This is a genomic window from Deltaproteobacteria bacterium HGW-Deltaproteobacteria-6, assembly GCA_002840435.1.
Taxonomy (GTDB): Bacteria; Desulfobacterota; Syntrophia; order Syntrophales; family Smithellaceae; genus UBA8904.
Genome location: PHAT01000003.1, coordinates 60713 through 79319 on the forward strand (window position 1 = coordinate 60713; position 18607 = coordinate 79319).

The window sequence follows — 18607 nt, forward strand, 5'->3', positions numbered from 1 at the left end:
GAGAGATAACTATGAGAGAGCAGACATCAATCATGAATACGAACCACACGGCCACTTCGCAGGCAGGGCAACTGGTTTCACTGACCGCCCGCCGTGAGCAGATAATTACCGAAGAACCGTTTTCTGATTACCATGATTATCTGGAAGCAATGGAACATGAACACATGTTAATATTAGCTCGCATATTGCTTTCTCAACTGGAGACAAACAAGCACAACAATTCCGATTTTTTGCGGGCCATGGCCATAGCCGGTTTAACACAGGAAGAGGCAACACCGGAAATACTTGCTGAATTGATTAAAAATGAAGAAGAACGAAACTGTGCCAAAGCCGCTGCTGCCGAGCAGGCCGGCGTGGATATTCTCTTTTTAAAGTTCTGCCGTGAAAATAAATTGGAAGGTTTTAGCAGAAGAATAATAATGCTGTTGCTGATATCGGCCACAAGCAATCGCTTTGTGCAACTGTTCGACCTATGCAATTTCGGTGAAACGGCAAGAAAGAACAATAAATTCAGGGTAGGTACAATTGTAAACATTATTTGTCATAATTATCGGGAACAGCTTGATTGCCACAAAATCTTCAGCCAGGACTCCCCTCTTATACAGCAGGGTATTCTGTATATGGACAATTACTATGATGATGCTTCAAATGTTCTTGAAAAGAAAGTGTGCCTTTATGAACGATTCGTTCGTTATCTGATCGACGATCAAAACCTTTACAAGAGTTCTGCCAGCATTATTCAGCGTGAAACCGGCACCGTTAGCCTTGAGCAGGTTGTCATCCCGGATGAAACGAAAAAGGAACTGGTTTCACACATCAGCAATTACCTTGCATTCAGGGACAGCAAGGATGCAAATATCCTTGATGAATTTTATAGTTACGGAACAGCGCTGGCAATGCTGTTTTACGGTCCTTCTGGAACAGGTAAGACCATGATGGCCCAGGCACTGGCCTGCCACTTCAACCGGCCGCTCTATTCACTCAGAATGAGCGAATTCAAGAGAAGGGACATCTACATCCCATCTGAAGATGTCATGAAAGACTTATTTCTAGAAGCTGCCATGAATTCCGGAATTGTCTTTCTTGATGAAGCTGACGATTTTTTCGAGAATGACTCCTATTTGGCCAGTTTATTATTAATTCAAATCGAAAAAGCCCACTGTGTTGTCATATTGTCGACAAACAAGCCGGTGGATCTCGACCCGGCAATGGATCGCCGTCTGTCCCTGAAAATCCATTTTCAAATCCCGTCGTTAAAACTTCGTCACAGGATGTGGCAGGCATTGATGCCTGATTTTATAAAACTATCGTCTGATGTTGATTTCAACCTTCTTGCCCAGCGCTATCATTTTACCGGCGGGCTCATTAAAAACAGCATTTTTATAGCTCTCACCACCGCTCTGATGTCCGGTAATAACGGATATTCGCTTGTCACCATGGACATGATTGAAAAGGCCGCCGAACTGCAGGTAGATCAGATGGTGGATATGAGTGATTTATATCAAACTTATACGCCTGCATGCAAAATCAATGATTTGCAGATTAACCCTCTGCAGAAAAACGAACTGGTTAATGTCGCAAAGGCTTATCGAGTCATTATGGAACAAAGCCTGGGGCTGAACATGCTGATTACGTCAAGTGATATTGAGACAGGGATCAAAGCTGCTGAAGCGCTGGCTTATGAATGTGATCTGAAAATCAAGAAATACGATTACATGAACTTGTATCTCAAAAATGGTCACGATGATAAGGTTCTTGACCCCGTCACGCAAAAAAAGATTTCACCCATGAATTATGCCTTCGCGGAAAACACAGGGGAAACTTCATTGTTGCTGTTTGTCGATTATACCGGCGTTGTCAAGTGGACGAAAGACAACCAAACGACCATTGATGATCAAGATCGCAGAATCATGCATCTGGAGATGCGTTGTCATCTTCGCGAATATCAGGGGCTTTTCTGCATGGTTACAATCCAGCCACTCGAAGGGATACTGCCGGTTGAATTCAATCTTCATTTCAATATGGAATATCCGACAGAAGAAACACAAATACGACAATGGGAGAAATACCTGCCAAAAAGTAAAATCAGCAGTGATCAGCTGTTGTCATTGGTGGAAAACAATCCCATGCATGCTGCCGAAATCGATTTTATTGCGCGGCAGGCAATCATTCAGGCAACGGTCAAATCTGTTTCCGATGGGCCGGGTGTTAAAGATGTTAGTGATGTGATTTTCCGCTATCGTCCCAAACGCTTGACTCCGCTTTTGTTTGGAAACCCATAAAGGAATGACCGATGCCGCTTGAAAATCATTTTGAGGGTTATGACGACCAGATTATCCTCTAAGGCCATGACAAGGAGGCGATAACAATCATGCGTGGATATTATAAAGAAAATGAATCTGGGGAACTTGTTTTTATTCCTTCCGGCGAAATGCCCAATCAGCAGGTTGGCATTTACTGGTTTATCGATAACGAAGTAATCAAGGATGCTGTTCCCTTTAAAGATGGCGAGCCATATGGCGAAGTAATCCAGTATGGCAGTCACTTCGATTTTTGGCAAGCCCTGCAACCCACTACAGAAATCGAGAAGAAATTAAAGTCCCATGCTTACGACGCTTATCCGCGAGGCCGGATTGTATTCTTTCCAGCACGGAAGGTGTTTCGTATTTATTCGGATCATTGTTTAGATACTGATGATTTAAACAAAGTTTTGGAATCATTTGAGATTGAAGATTTTGACATTGAAATTAAAGATGACGAGCATTACCGCTGTGCCGGGTGCAATCCTTTTTATGTTGATATTTAGAAAAGATGAATGAACAGTTAACGGACAAATTGGTATTTAAGCCTTTTTGTCAATTAAATTGAAAGGAGCGACCTATGTCATTTGAAAATCATTACGAGGGTTTCGCGAAAGAAAAAAAATTTAATTTAATTCTTGCGCAGTCTCTTTGTGAATGCCCGGTACTGCAAGCCCGTACTGTAAAAAGAATAATAGCCCATGTGGACGAAGGATTTGTCAAAGATCTATTCAAAAGAAGACCATGCATCAGAAGATTGGTTTATATCGGATGTGGCTGTGTTGAATTCCCATGCCCTCATGGGGATTCAAAATATTTTAAGGAAGGAGAGATATACACATCAATCGATTTCAATGGTGGCACCTACACAATAGAAGGATATGAAGACGGGAAAACGAGGATAGGCAGTGCGTATTTTGAATGGCTTAAAGATGACATTCAGTAATAAATATATATAATGCGCTGAAATTGCAATATGAGGAATGGCATCAAAAGGAGGATAAGACTAATGAGCACAAAAGATAATTCCTTTCTCAGTAAATCGCTTTTTGTTCGTGGTGCTCGCTGCCACAAATCCCTGTACCTTCACAAATACATGCCCGAGCTGAAAGACGAGGTCTCAGAGGACACGGAAAAAAGTTTTTCGGTTGGATATGAAATCGGTGATCTGGCGCAGAACCTTTTCCCCGGCGGTGTAATTGTTCCGTATGAAGGATTATCACATGAGGAACAGATTGAAATGACCGCTTCACTAATTGCCCGGGGCTGCAAGACAATCTATGAAGCCACTTTCTTTCACAATGATGTCTTCATTAAGGCCGATATCCTCCATATGGGCGATGACGGATGGGATGTCTATGAGGTCAAGGCTTCAACAGGCGTGAAGGATTATCATCTTAAAGATGCCTCGGTTCAATATTATGTGATATCCGGTACTGGTTTATCCATATCAAGGCTGTTCATCGTTCACGTCAATAATCAGTATGTCCGGCAGGGCGAAATCGAAGTGGATAAAATCTTTCAGAAGAAAGATATCACGTCTATAGCAAAAGAGGAGCAGGCCGGCATCGTTGAAGAAATCGAAAGACAAAGAGCAATGCTGAAAGGAAACGAACCGGTTATCGACATCGGTCCTCATTGCAATGAAAACTATCCGTGTGACTTCATCGGTCATTGCTGGTCCCATATCCCTGAAAATTCCATATTTGATATCAAGGGCCGGATGGACAGCAGGTTCTTTCTTTACGAAAAGGGTATTTTGTCTATGTTCGATGTGCCACAGGAATATCTTTCGAGCAATCAGTTCATTCAAGTTGACGCGGCAAAGAAACAGGAGGTTTACTATGATCATGCTGCCGTAAAGGAATTTATCGATTCACTCTGGTATCCCATGTATTTTCTCGATTTTGAAACTTTTATTGAGGCAATCCCCCCTTATGACGGCATAAGGCCTTATCAGCAGGTTCCATTCCAGTATTCATTACACCACGTGGATCAGAAATGGGGTGAATTGAAGCACGATGAGTATTTAGCCATGCCCCGCACAGACCCCAGAAAAGAACTGACAGAAAGGCTGGTGAATGAAATACCGGACAATGCCTGTGTCCTGGCTTATAACAGCGGTTTCGAGGCGGCGAGATTGAGAGATCTGGCGCAGTGGTTTCCGGAATATGATGAGAAGATTGAACAGATCATAGGAAATATCCAGGATCTTGCCGATCCTTTCCGCCGGCATGTTATATATAACTGGCAGCAGCATGGTTCTTATTCATTGAAATATGTTCTGCCTGCAATGGTGCCTGATTTCAGCTACGATCATCTGGATGTGCAAAACGGCGGAATGGCCATGGATGCCTATGCAATAATGAATCAAACTGATGATCCGGCGGAGATTGCGAAGATCCGTAAATCCCTGCTGGAATATTGCAAACTCGACACCCTGGCCATGGTAAAGATTCTGGAGAGTATGTTAGTTGAATGATCTCAATTTCAGTTGTTTGCTATCAATCCATATTTTGGATTCTTAATTCAATACGTTTGATGAATATAAAAGTTAAAGATATGCTACTATGTTCTTTTTATTATAACTTAAATACAGTATACTATTTTCATAATTTTAAAATACCAACCGATTATATTAATAGCAAGAATATTCACTGAACAAACAAAAGAAGAGAGCAAAAGGTAATAATGAAATTACCATACTTTACAAACCCTGATTCAGAACTTATACGTTCGGGTCGGGGACGAGATCCTCTTGGCCTACAACCCGTATGGAGTGCTTTCGGACGAGAGCTCGTTCCATATCTTGCATCACCGGTGACTCAAGTAAGTGGTATCAAGTCAATACTGCTTATTCACTGGCTGGCAGATTGTCCCCTGAAGGATTTTTTCAATGCAGAAAAAAAGCCGAGTTTTCGTTCCTTCTTTCGCCTGATGGAAGGAGTGCTGGAATACTTTTTATATAAGTCACCTAAAAACAGCGTTCCGCAGTTATGTTACGGGATCCGAGCTTTAGCTGCTGACGCTAATAATTTTCGTGTTACATACGATGATGGACGCACTGCAGTAAATGGTCTCTATCAATATTACCGAGGAACATGCCGACGTGCGGGCCTGCTCAGCTCAGACTGGGTAGTTCCGGAACATATTAGTAAGGTTTTTAACAAAATATGGACGGCAGACCTGTCCCAAATATTAATTAATCATCTTGAGCCATCGCTTAAAATAAAAGGCGATCCTTTGTACCCTCATAATATTTTGCTGGACAATAAAATAAATAATGCTTTGAAACGATTCTTCCAGGACGAGGAAATCAATGAAATTCTTCGTCAGCAGATTTTCAAAGATCATCCCTACATATCATTTGCCAGGGAATGTGCTGCCTTATTGACTAATCTGACTGAACCAGAACCATCAGATGGATGGATTAAATGGCGAATTGATCAACTTTACAACAGTATCAATAATGAAACAAACACAGCTCATTCGTTATGTTCATCATTACAACATATACAAAAATGCGAACCATTTGTCCTGTTATTACAGGATTGCTTTGATTATATGGCTGCTTCACAGGGTAGCAAAATAGATACAGTGGCACAAGAAATACAAGATCTCGAAAACACACTGAGTCAGAGAGCACAGGGTCAGAATAATACCCTCAGGAAAAGAGCAGAGGCTTTTCTAACATTAGATGAAAAAAATGACAGGATGAGAGAATTAGTTGCTTTGGCTCAATCGCTGCTCAATAATGCAACATTCTCCGTTTTTCTGATCAATCTTCTAAACCACCATAAAAAATGCATGACAGATCGAGAACGAACTCCCTTGGTGTTGGAAGAAGGCGAAATCTTGGTTGTTACTGAAACTGCGGACCGAGACAAGAAAGCGATCATTGAACACATGGATAGTGGTGTGCCCTGGAGTAATGATTACTACTTTTCGACTGCCGGCACGATCTATCACCAACTATTTGGAGGTTCCAATGGTTGATCCCCCCAATAATCTGATGCGCAATGCTCTTGAAGAGATGTTGCCTAAATTTATAGATAGCAAGCCAGACTATGTTTTGTTTACCACCTTCAATTTTTCTTCATCTTTTTTTGAATCAAATGTGCTTCCTTTGCTAGTTGGCAATTCCGTAGATGAACTGAAAGGCGGCGGTATTGTCCGCAAAGAACTCAATGCAAGCCTGACACAAGTTAAGACCCTGGTGGCATGTGATCGCTCTGCTCATCCAGAACCTAAGGGCGATTTCCGTTATGGATTATTGCCTGTTGGTCTTGAAAAAGGTCGCTTTCACCCCAAGATTATCCTCATGTCAGGAAAACTTCTTTCTGGTGTGCATGGCCTGTATCTATCTGTTGGCAGTGGCAATATTTCTCTGTCGGGATGGGCAATAAATCGTGAAGTGGTTGGGGTTACACCGGTTGCGGAAAAGCATAGAGATGAATTGGGCTATCTATTGCAATGGCTGAAAAAGAAGGCAGATGAAAGCATACAACTCGTTGCCAATGCCACTGGGAATGCTTCAACATCTCTAAACGAGGAAGGAGAAACACGTAAGATAATTGAAGCGTTAATTGCATCACTTAAAGAAAACGCTATTCCGAGTAGAACAGAAGATCTTCCCGATCTCCACCTGGCATTACCCGCTGAATTGAACCCGGATACCGAAAAGCAGAAGGACTCGCTTATATCCAAACTTGCCGGAAAATCGAATTGGAGACATGCTACAGTTGTATCTCCTTTTTGGGCGGAGGTTCCAATACTTGTCAAAATGCTGCCGATAAGAAAGTGCTCCTTTGTCCCGTCCCTGCGGCACGACGGAAAGTACAGCTTCCCATTGAATACTCTTACCGAAGGAGATAAATCCGTCATTGAGTATTCCTTTATGCGTTTTAATGACGGTGCTGATCGTTATACTCACGCCAAGGCGCTTATTTTGGAAAATGATGAAGAAACAGCCTTGTGCATTGGATCGGCTAATTTTACTTCTGCAGCAATGCTGCAAGAATTTGGATCGTTGAATAACGTAGAGGCCATGCTCCGGTACCACATATTTGGCAATAACGCTTGGGTAGGATTGTTCCAGGTTATGAACCAGGAACAGATAGCGCAAGTGGAAGATAACGAAAATGAAGAGGGAGCACCACAACTACCTCCATTTGATGCAGAAGTGGCTTGTGACTGGAAAAAGAATAAAATACTCTGTTACCTTAAAATTCACAAATCAGATCAGATCGATTCTATTGCCATGGAGGTGGCAGGGAAAAGAGTGGAACTGACGCCTGATAACACATTGGGTCAAAGTGTTGAAATCCCTTTTCAAGGGCAAAAACGTGTCCGTAACTTTTATGTACATTACCTGCCAAAACATAAAGACAAAATAATCCGCTTTGATGGGCTTGTTACTCAATACAATGCGGAGGATGACGATCTTGGCTATAACCCCCGGCCCCGTCTGAATTCCATCCTTGATTTTCTTCTGGGGCTGGACCCTGATTTATCTGAGCGCGAGGTGGAACAACGCGCAGCCAATAGGCAGGGCGGGACAGGAGACGGCGAGGATGCTCTTGAACCTATCTATGATTATTTCATCTTTTTTCAAGCCATGTATAAACTAAGGCGATACTATACCGGTAAAGCCAAGCAAAATATGGATGGTCTTGACCCGTTTTCACCTTCAGCGCTGCAAGGAATTCCAATGCTCTATCGTGCAATTACCCTGCAACCTGTGGAATCCGGCGAAGCAAGAATCGGCCGCTATGTTCAGTTGACTGAACTTCTGGAGACAATGGAATACCTGGAAAAGTTAATTCCACAACGGATCTGCGATAATAGTATTTTGTTAAAAAATAATCTTACGCAGGAAATAAAGGAATTAAGGAAAGACGTTGAATGCAGTTTAGAAAACTCGGCGACGTTTAGTGAATTCTTCGGGCAAAAAACTTTAACAGAAAAAACAGAATCCTTTTTTAAGTGGTTTCACGATGAACTGAAAAGAGGTACATATGCATACCACCAAGGTCATTCCTGATTATTTGAATCCCCGGCAGATTCGTTCCTATATCAATTTTGATGGAAGGGATGAAATCTCTCTAGAAGGAAGTTCTCAGTCGTGCTTGCAAAGTGAAGGCGTAGCTGCATTATGGCACCTATTGAATACGAAGGGATACGCTTATCTTGCGGACGAAGTGGGAATGGGCAAAACCCGTCAGGCCATGGGGGTAATCGCAACACAGTTTCTCAGCGATCCCAATTCACACGTTGTAATTGTATGCCCTAGAAGGACATTGCAGAATCAATGGGCCAGCGAATGGGACGCTTTTATCCGCACTTGCTATAAACCATTCGATAATCGTTTAAAAAATGCCTTAGATGGAAAAGCAGTGCAAGTTTTGGACTTGCATGAACGCCTTCGGGACTTTGCAGCTTCTCTTCTGCTCAATGAAAATAGAATCCATCTGCTTCGATACTCTTCCTTTAGTCGGCCGATTTGGTTTGGCGAGTCAAAAAAAGCCAAAACAACGGACGATATCTTCGAGGTTTATAAAGACTGCCTGCGCCAAATTGGCATTGCAGGGCCTTCAGAAGATGAAAATAATATTTTCACTAAGTACCAGGACCAAAAAAAGACTGAGTGGCGGCAGGAAATGACCAGCGACCTCAACGAAGCATACTCAATACGCGTAGGGCGGTTACTTAAGGCCCGCGATATTGATCTAGTTATCTTTGATGAAGCACAATATCTTCGGCATCTGGGAAATCGACAAAATATCAATATACGTCATGTATTTCAAGCCCACGTAAAGAAGTGGCTTTTTCTTAGCGCAACACCCCTCCATACGGGCCCTGATGATATTCAGAGTCTGGATGCTTATCTCTGTAGTGAAAAAGGGAATTATCAGGATAAATGTCCGAACTGCACTAATCGGTGTACGCGTGTTTCTTACCGTAGAAAGCACGAAAAAAAGGATGTCGTTGATTTGCTTAAAGATTTTCTGGTTCGCCGCCCGCGTACCTATCAGAATTACGACAAAACAATTAAGTACTCGAAAACGCAATACCGAAAATACGAAAAACTTAAGATAACCGCATCATCAGATCCATTTTTGTCCCTGACAATGGCTATTGTCCAGAAACACTTGGTTAATGCTCTTTCGGGAGGAAACAACCGTTTCCGCCAGGGTGAATGTTCCTCATTTGAATCTTTGTCCTCTTCGATAAAACGAATATATAAAAATCATGATGGCAATAAGTGTGAAGAAAAAGAGTTCGAGAAGTCTGCCCTGCGCTCAGATGATGAAAAACAGCAAGAAAGTCCTGACCGCTCTTTCATTGATAATTTAAACGACAGCTTTCAAAAATCGATGTTTTCCAGCAAAGAGCCAGGTGAAATGAAAGGGGCTGAATATTGTCTGCCTCATGCAAAATTGAATGATGCAGCAGACAAACTTTTCAGGGAAAATCTCAGGCACGCAATCAACCATAAAACACTGGTCTTTGTAAGGCGCTTAGATACTGTTGATGAATTAACTGCATTGATTCTATCATTATTTCAGAAAGAAGTAGATAAAAGACTGGAGTCCTGGCGGCAATTTTTCCTGGCAAATCAGGAAAACATGGAATGCAAACCCTTATGGGATAAAGACAACTTTTGGGCAAATTCCCCGGCTGATAGTCTAGAAGATGAAGAAGATTATCCCAACGAAGATATAGACGTCCACATTCTAGATGATGGTTCCATACTTGAACGGGCAGGGAAATTGGACTACTTTGAATCACTCAAACGCTACAAGGACAAAAACAAAAAAAACGGAATGCTGACATCATTTCAGTCAAGTTTGTTAAATTACAGGGTTCTATCAAAAAACCCTTTGCGCGGCTTTCTGTTGACAAAAAAAGATGCCAGCAGTGACAATGACGATTGGGAAAAAGCAGAGGAATACTGGAAACGGTTTGCTTTTTTTATCCTTGGCAAAGATTACTCTGGTAATGCAGCTGCGTACGCCTGGCTTTTTTCCGGAAAACATGACGATTGGAAATTAGCCACTTTAAAACGCTGTCTTCTTCAGTCCATGCGGCAGACTGATTTTCTTGTCGATCTTTTTGTGCTGCATCGTTTTTTTAAGACGGTAATTCCTGAAGGAGATGAAAAATCATTGCCGGATAAGCTTCTCTGGTTTTTAGGGGAAAACCGACGGGAAGAGCTCAGTTCTGATCTGGAAACTTACGTGAATAACTGGAAGGAAAAATTCTACCTTTGGTTTTATCACTTTGATCTTATTGTGGACAAATGCCTGCGCGGAGATGACGCCGGTAACTGGCAGGACATTTATAATAAAATGGACGGAACATTTGCCAGAATGTCACCGGTGATGGGGAGATCAGGTCGCCTGCAGGAACAGAATACAGTGCCACAATTTAAGTTTCCAACCCACCCAAACGTTCTTGTCTGCACTGACGTATTAAAGGAAGGAGTCGATCTTCACCTGTTTTGTGACAAAATATGCCACTACGGCGTGGCATGGACTTCGGGCGACCTGGAACAGAGAATTGGGCGGATAGACCGATTTGGAAGCCAGATAAGTCGAATGATTGAGCAATTCTCCCCGAATAATTCTGCCGCGCCACGACTGCAAGTGGAGTTTCCTTTTCTTGATGGTACGCTGGATAAATACCAGGTGGAACGGGTGATTCGTGAAAAGATCAAAAGCGATTACCGCATGGATTTGGGCAAACGCGAAGAGGATATGGGATTTATTTCTATTGATGATATCGGCATTTCAGATTCTTCTTCGCCAAATGAAACTCAATTGGTAATTGGTAATAACCATGATTTTAGATTTTATCCGAATGATGTGCCCGGGGATCCTGAGCCAAATTCTTCTGTCAATGAAATCTCTATAAATATGGAGATAAGTGAAAAGCTGACAAAACTCAAAGACAGAATCAAGTCGATATTTAATGGAGATATAAACTACATTCCAACGATACAGGCTCTAGTGACACGGAGAACCGCAACCAGTCTAATTCATGCCAATATTTTGCGTGCATCTATAAAAAAAGAATCTCGTAAAGAAATAATTATTAAAGAACTCGAATATATTATAAATGAAATGACCCCACCAGAAACAATTGTTGAACCATTTCTACCCGGAGACAATTTGTTGGGAACAGATTGCAATAATACTCCTGGCAAAGATTTCATTTTTTCTAATCAGTGGAACACTCTGTTTCGAGAGATCATAATCGATAACCCTTTTGCAGAGGAGAATGAAAAAATACGCAAGCAAACTGTTCTTCTGGAACAGATAGGAACCTTCTGGCTTTTACGCACACCCGTATTCGTTGAAAACAGAGATATTTATCATGGTGAAAACGGTAATTGGGAATACTGGATTGCTAAACAAAACCGAGATCGCAAATGGGGCTATTTTTTGAAAGAACAGGGGATAATTTGGTTTGTTGTACTGGCATTTGCTGGGGAAAAGAAAGCGTCAAACAAATTTCTTGGCAACTTGGTCGAGCGCATTGGAAAAGCAGGAGATCGTTTTCAGCACCTGTATTATGCTTCAGACGATCCAGATAATTGGGGTTACAAATCCTCAATGTCATTTCCCATATTTCCGGCCTTGAGAAAAGATCTCTGCGAATTACTCTCTAACAAGGATGAATTGATTATGAAAGCTAATCAAGAAGATGTCAAAAATTATGGATTGCTTATTTCAGAGATACAATCATGGTTTCAAGATTCATTTAAGCAGATATTGAATGCAATTTACAATGACGAAAATCCCGATAAAAGAGGCCTGACCATATTGCCTGTAGTATTATTGGATAAAGGGATTCTGCATCTGAGGACCGAAGGAGCAGAACGTTTTTGTTTACAGGCATTTTTACAGTTGGATGATATGGATGGTCATACAGGTGTTTTTTCTGCGCCACGCATTATATGGGAGTTAGTGGCCAGCTCGAATAGCATGGGGCCAAAGCCAACATTGAAACTTACCGAATGGAATAACTTGCCCCATAATGATCTTGATAATGAGACAGATTGGCAAAACTACACAGATGAACAGAACAAATCGTACAGCCTTTATTTCTGGCGAGATGAGCGTGACCGATCTATGGTGATATATCATTCTCCTTCTGCTTTCGATATTTCACGAAACAGTATCCTAAATGCGTGGAAAAAGATTTTAGCAAAGCTGCAAGGAACGAATTTCATGAAAGAAGAATGCAGAAAAATTTTCACAGAAGCTCTGCAAACTATTGATCAACAGTAATTATCAAATATCCTCTTATGATAGTATATATAAATAAATTATTGGATCACGAGAAATACACCATGAACCGGCAAATTCAGTACAATTTCAAAAACATCACGGTTTGTTGCTTCATGTACTGCCCGACGATATAGATTGAGCTGCGAGGCAAAATTCTGCACCTTATCCTTCACCTGTTCCATACTTTCATGAAAAATTTTATGATCGAAAATGACGTAACCCTTTGGGGTATCAAGCAGAAGATCAATCCAGCCTGAAGCTTTCTGATTATCGATCCTGATATTTACGGGCCACTCATGATACATCTTGATCTTCTCTCCATAGCGGTCCTTAATGAATACCTGCAGCCGGTCTGAAGCCGATAGAAAATCCTGTGGCTTGAGGAGTTTCACTTTCCAGTCCGCAAGCAAACGTACTGCGATTGCAAATCGTTTATCTTGTGGCATATCGCTACTGTCCGCAGCGAAAAAGCTATGAAAAGCATTGCCCAGAATCTGCCAGTCGACGTTACCGCTGAATATCATGTGTTCACTAACCTTTATGGTTTCCACGATAGAAAAAGACGTTTTGGAGAATGCATCCTGACTGCTGGGTATGATGCGGGCTGGCAGATGCTGCTTTTTCCCGTCTTTGGAATCTGGTAAAAATACTGTCGCCTTTGTCTTTTTGGCAGTAATTTCGGTTGGCCTTGCAAAATGCATTTTGAACTTAAATTTATCAGTACCGACCTGCACAGTCTCAATACCGTCTCTTAAATTAACATCTTCTTTTTTGCCTTTATTATCTTCCGATGACAACTTTTGTCCTCGCGAAATGACCGTTTGGCCTGTATTATCAATAAGTGAATCAAGCCATCCGGCATCACCTTTTTCGTTTGTCGCGAAGATAAGATAGTCACGAGCACGGGTCATCCCCACATACAATAGTCTGACGGACTCATTGCGTTCCCGTTGTTTTAGCTGTTTCTTCTCGGAAGAATTATCCGTCCTCTCATCAAGCCCGACATCTTTTTTCTGTTTGTCAAAAGGCCATGGCCAGTAGCGTATCCAACGACCCGCAAGCGGGCTATTAACATCAAACTCCTTATCGGAGGGAATGACATAAACATCAAACGGATTGGCTCTTTCACCTGCGTCAAGGTCATAAAGAATCACCAAAGGCCATTCAAGGCCCTTCGCCCTGTGATAGGTCAATACCTGCACGGCGTTCTTATCCCTGCCAATAGCCTGGGCATCATCGCCGTTTTTAAGCCCATTTAGAAAAAGCACGAGGCCGGACGGCGTTGCAGCATTCTGTTGCACGAGACAGTGACCCTCGTAAGTCGCGGCTAGACCACGCAAGGCCTCAAGGTTTGCAAGCCGGGTTGCACAGTCACCCCAGCCTAGAGCCTGCTCATGTGCCTTGCCAACGTGAAGGGCAAGTTCGATGGCCTCGATGGGTGTGAGGCTAAAGAGCTTTTGGCGTGCTTCATCAAGTGCATCAATGGCCGGATGTCCTTGCCATGGCTTACTATCTATGCTTTTGTTCTGAAAGTATTCAAACCACCCAAGGGGATCTGAGGCATCCCTGGTAAGATGGATAATTTCAGCCACCGCTATGGTGTTGGAGGGGTCCACAAGATAACTGAGGCATGCAAGCCCATAGATGCCCTCCGGCGTAGCCAAAAGGCCGCTTCTGGGAATTGCTGCCCTGACACCGGACTCTTCCAACTTGTCGGCAACCATCGCACAGCGGTCATTTACACGGCAAAGAATCGCGATATCCCCTGCCCTGATATTTCGTATCGTCTTTGTTTCTGGATCTTCAACCTGAAAGGCCGCTCCGTCGGCAAGCAATTCTGCAATACCCCGAGCTAGAGCCTGTGCCCTCAGGTCATGATTTTTTCCCACAAGCCGCCACGCATGCAGTGCCGCATTAAATATTTTTTTGTCGGGCCGTTTAGCATTTAGCACGACGCATTTTGGAGAAATGCCCACAGGCTCGAAGGCTTTTGAAAATACAGCATTTGTAAAAGCCACAAGCTCAGGTCTTGATCGATAGGAATCTTTGAGGACAGCAGGTTCTCTAACCAGTCCCTCGACGACAGCATCCATGAGCGAGGGATCAGTTCCCCGAAATCCGTAAATAGCCTGTTTCTGATCCCCGACCCAGATGGACCTGCCTGCGAGCGCCATCAACTCAAGAAACAAGGCAAGCTGAAGTGGGCTTGTGTCCTGAAACTCATCGACCAGAACAAGGTCAAGACGCGCCCGGAGGTTTTCCTGTACATCTTTACGGCTGAGCACATCAAGACACAGCCGTTCCTGATCTACAAAGTCTATAAGCCCGTATCGCGCTTTGAAGTCGGCAAATGCCTGCATGCCATCGGCAGCACAGACAAAGATACCTTTGATGAATGATTCAATATCCCTGTGAAGACCGGGGTGTTCCAGTACTGCCGCTGCTGCTTTTACAACCGGTTCAAAATGCGCCTGACTGTTTTTGCCGGGAGCGAGTTTTGACAGCCTGGCCCAGTCCAGCCAGGTAAAATCATTCGCCGATTTCTTTATCTGCATGAGCTGCTTAATCGTTGAAAATGCTTCCGCCGTCCTTTTCGTCGTATCTGATATCAGATCAATGGTTTTTATGGCTTTTTTGATGGAATCAGTCAGACGTTCGTTTAGAACTTTTTCACTTCGGGCAGGTCCAGGCAAAAGTTTTTGATAGTCCCTCCAGGAGCGGATGGCAAAGCCACTAAGCTGTGCAGGCGCAATATTGTTGGTGCGGGCTGAATCGCTTATTTTTTTGACAATCGATTGCCACTCCGGGACAGTAAGACGCTGAGCTGCCGGTTCAATATCCGGGGCATAGCGCTCGATAACGTCCGCCAATGCCCTGTTATAGATTGCCTGATCTTCACCATCGGGCATCACGGTCTGCACGGGCGGCAGACCAGCTTCAAAAGCAAAATCACGCAGAATGCTTCCGCACACGGAGTTAACAGTTCCGATATACCCGTCTAGAATTCGTTGGGCATCATTGGACAGCCCCTGATTAAGTAACTTCAGGCGCACCCGTTCCGTGAGCTCCGCGGCTGCTTTATTGGTGAAAGTGGTTGCAAGCACTGCTTCAGGCCGCACGCCATCATTTTCTATGGCTTCTGCGAGCCTATCGGTCAACGTGTAAGTCTTGCCCGAACCGGCACTTGCACTGATAAGTTCCAGCTCTTTTTTTCCCATTATTGCCTCCCGTTGCCACAAAGATTGCCGAATGCACAAAAGTTGCATTTTGGCTCAAGAGGAAATGCTGCTGCAACGATTTCTTTCTGTTCGGAATCTAATGCGCCGTTTATATCAGATGGTTCTGTGGCTGGCACTTCGGCAATACCTTCCGCAATAGCATGACCGTTTTGAAGCTGAGCTATCCGCTCCTTAAAAGCGGAGAAAACATTATCCCATACATCCTTAAGGTTTACATCACTGGCAATATGCTCTGGGGGAATCGTTTTACACGAGGTAAAAAGCAGTTCCTGCTGGGCAAGCATATAATAGCCACCCGGTGGATAATTGATCTTATCGCCCGACAGCAGCCACGAATACGCAGCAAGTTGCAGTGATAAGCCCTGCTCCATTTCTCCACGCCGGTATTTTGAGCTGCCCGACCACTTAAGGTCCATGAAAGGGGCATCGCCTTTAGTGTCCAGCAGAATCATGTCGAGCTTACCTTTGAGCTGAGCAACGCCGGGCATCCTCTTTTCACGGGAGGCTTCCGTCTCCATGACTGAAAGCATGGCCTCATTCAATATTTCTACCAGAGACTTAACTGCTCTTTCCGTTGTTATTCGATATCGTTGAAGATACAGTTCATAACCAGGGTGCAGAAGGATTGCGGCCATTTGCGGTACGTATTCGTCGAAGAGGATGAGAGACCTTTGCGCGGCGGCTTCCGGACCCCACTTCTTCTTTTCTGTAAAAATATTTGCTGCAATCCGATGGCACAGTGTGCCGATGATCTGTTTCAAATCAGGCAGGGAGGCAATACTTCCGCCAGAAAGCTTTATGATATGCGAGAAAGCCCATGACAACGGGCAAGAAATAAGTGTTTCCATACTGCTCACCGAATGACTGTCGGGAAGTACAAGTTCTTTTTTCATGATTGGCCATTCACGTCGTGGAGGTGGCAGATGGACAACCGCCTGCCGCTTCCGCTTTACTTGCACGCCTGCAAGAAGCGGTTTGTTCTCCTGCCACAAAGAGGATGCATCGACAATCAGCTTTTGCTCGTCGGTCTGCTCAATGCGAAGCAGGTGCCTTATTTCATCCCAGAGCGGATGCAGTCCGCCATTATTTACAGCGGTTGTTTCACTAAATAATAAAATGAGTCGTTTTCTTGCAAACAGAACCGGTCTTTGCCACCCGCAGGCCTCACGCATACGATTCCGACCGGGGCTTTCCAGAACGATACCTGATGCATTTAATGATTTTATTTCATCTTTGGTCCAGAACTGATGTTTCGAGGCAATACCTGGGTTTGTAAAGTTCCACCACACAACTGTATCGGCAGCACCCCAGATTTGTCCAGGCATGTTTACGCACGACCATGATGCCGCCTGAGTGTAAGATTCGGGATGCTCCAGTCCTTGTCCAATCACGGCATCAAGGATGCGTTCAAGCTGCGGCCGCGGAATCTTATCCATGCCTGTTACACTTATGGCGTCCGCAACGGCGTTAGCAAGGCTAGCAGATTCAATCAAAAGCTTATCATCATCATTGCCGCCCCGGCTAATGGCCCAGTCAGTAACACGCGAGCATACCTGCTGTATGAAATGTGCAGGCATCCCTTCTTCAGGGCGGCTGCGCTTTTCACCGAGCCAGAATCGAAGATCCGCACAAAATTCATCTTCTGTTTTATTTGTGCCATATTTATTATCGCGAAATACTTCCCGTGCTTTTTCCCAGGCCTTTTTCCATTCAGGACCGTCAAGCCCCGGATGCTCGCACAATGCGTTTATAAAATAATTGCCATAATATCTTGAAACAGGAGACTTAGGGAGTGTCAAAAGCTCAAGCAACCGCGCTGGATCAAAAGGTGACCACAAATTTGAAAGCACAAGAGGAAGAACCTGCAAAGCTGCCCGCCAACGTGAGCGAGATTGACTGCCAAGGCCGGGGAGCCCATATTCATGAAGCCGGTCATCGAGAAACGCTCCCGTTGCACCGGCCACAAGAAGAATTTCCGGAAATAACTTTTCCTGCATTTCAAGCCATGAGGCAAGTGCGTCCGCTGACTCCCAATCAGTAGCGGCTTTTATCATGCAGATGCTTCCGTCGCCTTTAAAGGATACCGAATCTGTGGGCCTCCCAACAGTCATTGTCTGCTGCAAGAGCGATAAATCAGTTGTACTCTTCGAAGACAACGGATTTATCGGCCTGAACTCTACACCACGGTTCCGAAGTTGTAAAAAAAGGTTCTGACACCATTCTGGCAGTGCATCAAGATTTTCGGCGTGGTTGATCTCAGCAATACCGCATGCCCGACCTTGCCGAAGCTCATCAAACACCTTCTGCAATCGTTCACCAATGCCACGACAATGTTCTGATTTTCCGAAAATTGCCTCTGCCGTTGTAAGGTCGGTAAGCCGTTTGCCCGGGACTTTGAAAGGATAGCCATTCCATCCGCCAATTACGAGATCATCGCGCAGATCAAGCAGCTGCTTTGCCGTTGACCAGGCATCTGCCTTGAAGGAGGCGGAATAGAAGCATTTGCCGTCATCAATCTGATGCAGGACATTTAGATACTGCGCAATGCGCACAGCGCCATGTTTTTGCTCTACTCTTAAACCCAACCTAGTTTCAAGAATATTGATCAACTGTAGCGGACCAGCGACTGTAATCCCTAGTGATGCCTTTTCGCCTTCAAGTGCATCAGGATAACACCCTGAATCAAAATCATAACCAAAAATGATTCTCATATTTCCATCTCCGGCAATTGATTATTAATTGGCTTACATATTTAAATTCGCGCACAACGATC

9 protein-coding genes are annotated in these 18607 nt (G+C 43.8%); 7 read left to right on the forward strand and 2 right to left on the reverse strand.

The features are described from left to right. The first annotated feature begins 11 nt into the window (after positions 1-11). The 7 genes from CVU71_07160 to CVU71_07190 all read left to right on the forward strand — a co-directional run bounded on the left by CVU71_07160 (position 12) and on the right by CVU71_07190 (position 12595). Complete coding sequence (locus tag CVU71_07160) at positions 12-2282, forward strand: hypothetical protein (protein PKN19280.1); 2271 nt, start codon at positions 12-14, stop codon at positions 2280-2282. An 89-nt stretch (positions 2283-2371) separates the two neighbouring features. After that, a complete protein-coding gene (locus CVU71_07165; protein ID PKN19281.1) occupies positions 2372-2806 on the forward strand; it encodes a hypothetical protein in 435 nt (144 codons plus the stop codon). 74 nt (positions 2807-2880) lie between these two features. Next, entirely contained in the window at positions 2881-3246 is a 366-nt protein-coding gene (locus tag CVU71_07170; protein PKN19282.1) for a hypothetical protein, read from the forward strand. Between the two features lie 30 nt (positions 3247-3276). After that, on the forward strand, positions 3277-4782 hold the full coding sequence (locus CVU71_07175) for a DUF2779 domain-containing protein (GenBank protein PKN19283.1): 1506 nt from the start codon (positions 3277-3279) through the stop codon (positions 4780-4782). 209 nt (positions 4783-4991) lie between these two features. Next, positions 4992-6296 carry a hypothetical protein gene (locus CVU71_07180; GenBank protein PKN19284.1) on the forward strand — a complete coding sequence of 435 codons (1305 nt, stop codon included), beginning with the start codon at positions 4992-4994 and terminating at the stop codon, positions 6294-6296. Next, positions 6289-8343 (forward strand): hypothetical protein, encoded by a 2055-nt coding sequence (locus tag CVU71_07185; protein PKN19285.1) that lies wholly within the window; start codon positions 6289-6291, stop codon positions 8341-8343. Before CVU71_07180 ends, CVU71_07185 begins: the two co-directional genes overlap by 8 nt. Then, positions 8318-12595, forward strand: a complete 4278-nt coding sequence (locus CVU71_07190) for a hypothetical protein (protein ID PKN19286.1) — start codon at positions 8318-8320, stop codon at positions 12593-12595. The genes CVU71_07185 and CVU71_07190 overlap by 26 nt, the downstream gene beginning before the upstream one ends. A 38-nt stretch (positions 12596-12633) precedes the next feature. Here the strand turns inward: CVU71_07190 and CVU71_07195 are convergent, their stop codons facing one another. Further along, entirely contained in the window at positions 12634-15861 is a 3228-nt protein-coding gene (locus CVU71_07195) for a DNA helicase UvrD (GenBank protein PKN19287.1), read from the reverse strand. After that, positions 15813-18545 carry a hypothetical protein gene (locus tag CVU71_07200; protein ID PKN19288.1) on the reverse strand — a complete coding sequence of 911 codons (2733 nt, stop codon included), beginning with the start codon at positions 18543-18545 and terminating at the stop codon, positions 15813-15815. Before CVU71_07200 ends, CVU71_07195 begins: the two co-directional genes overlap by 49 nt. Between the last annotated feature and the right edge of the window lie 62 nt (positions 18546-18607).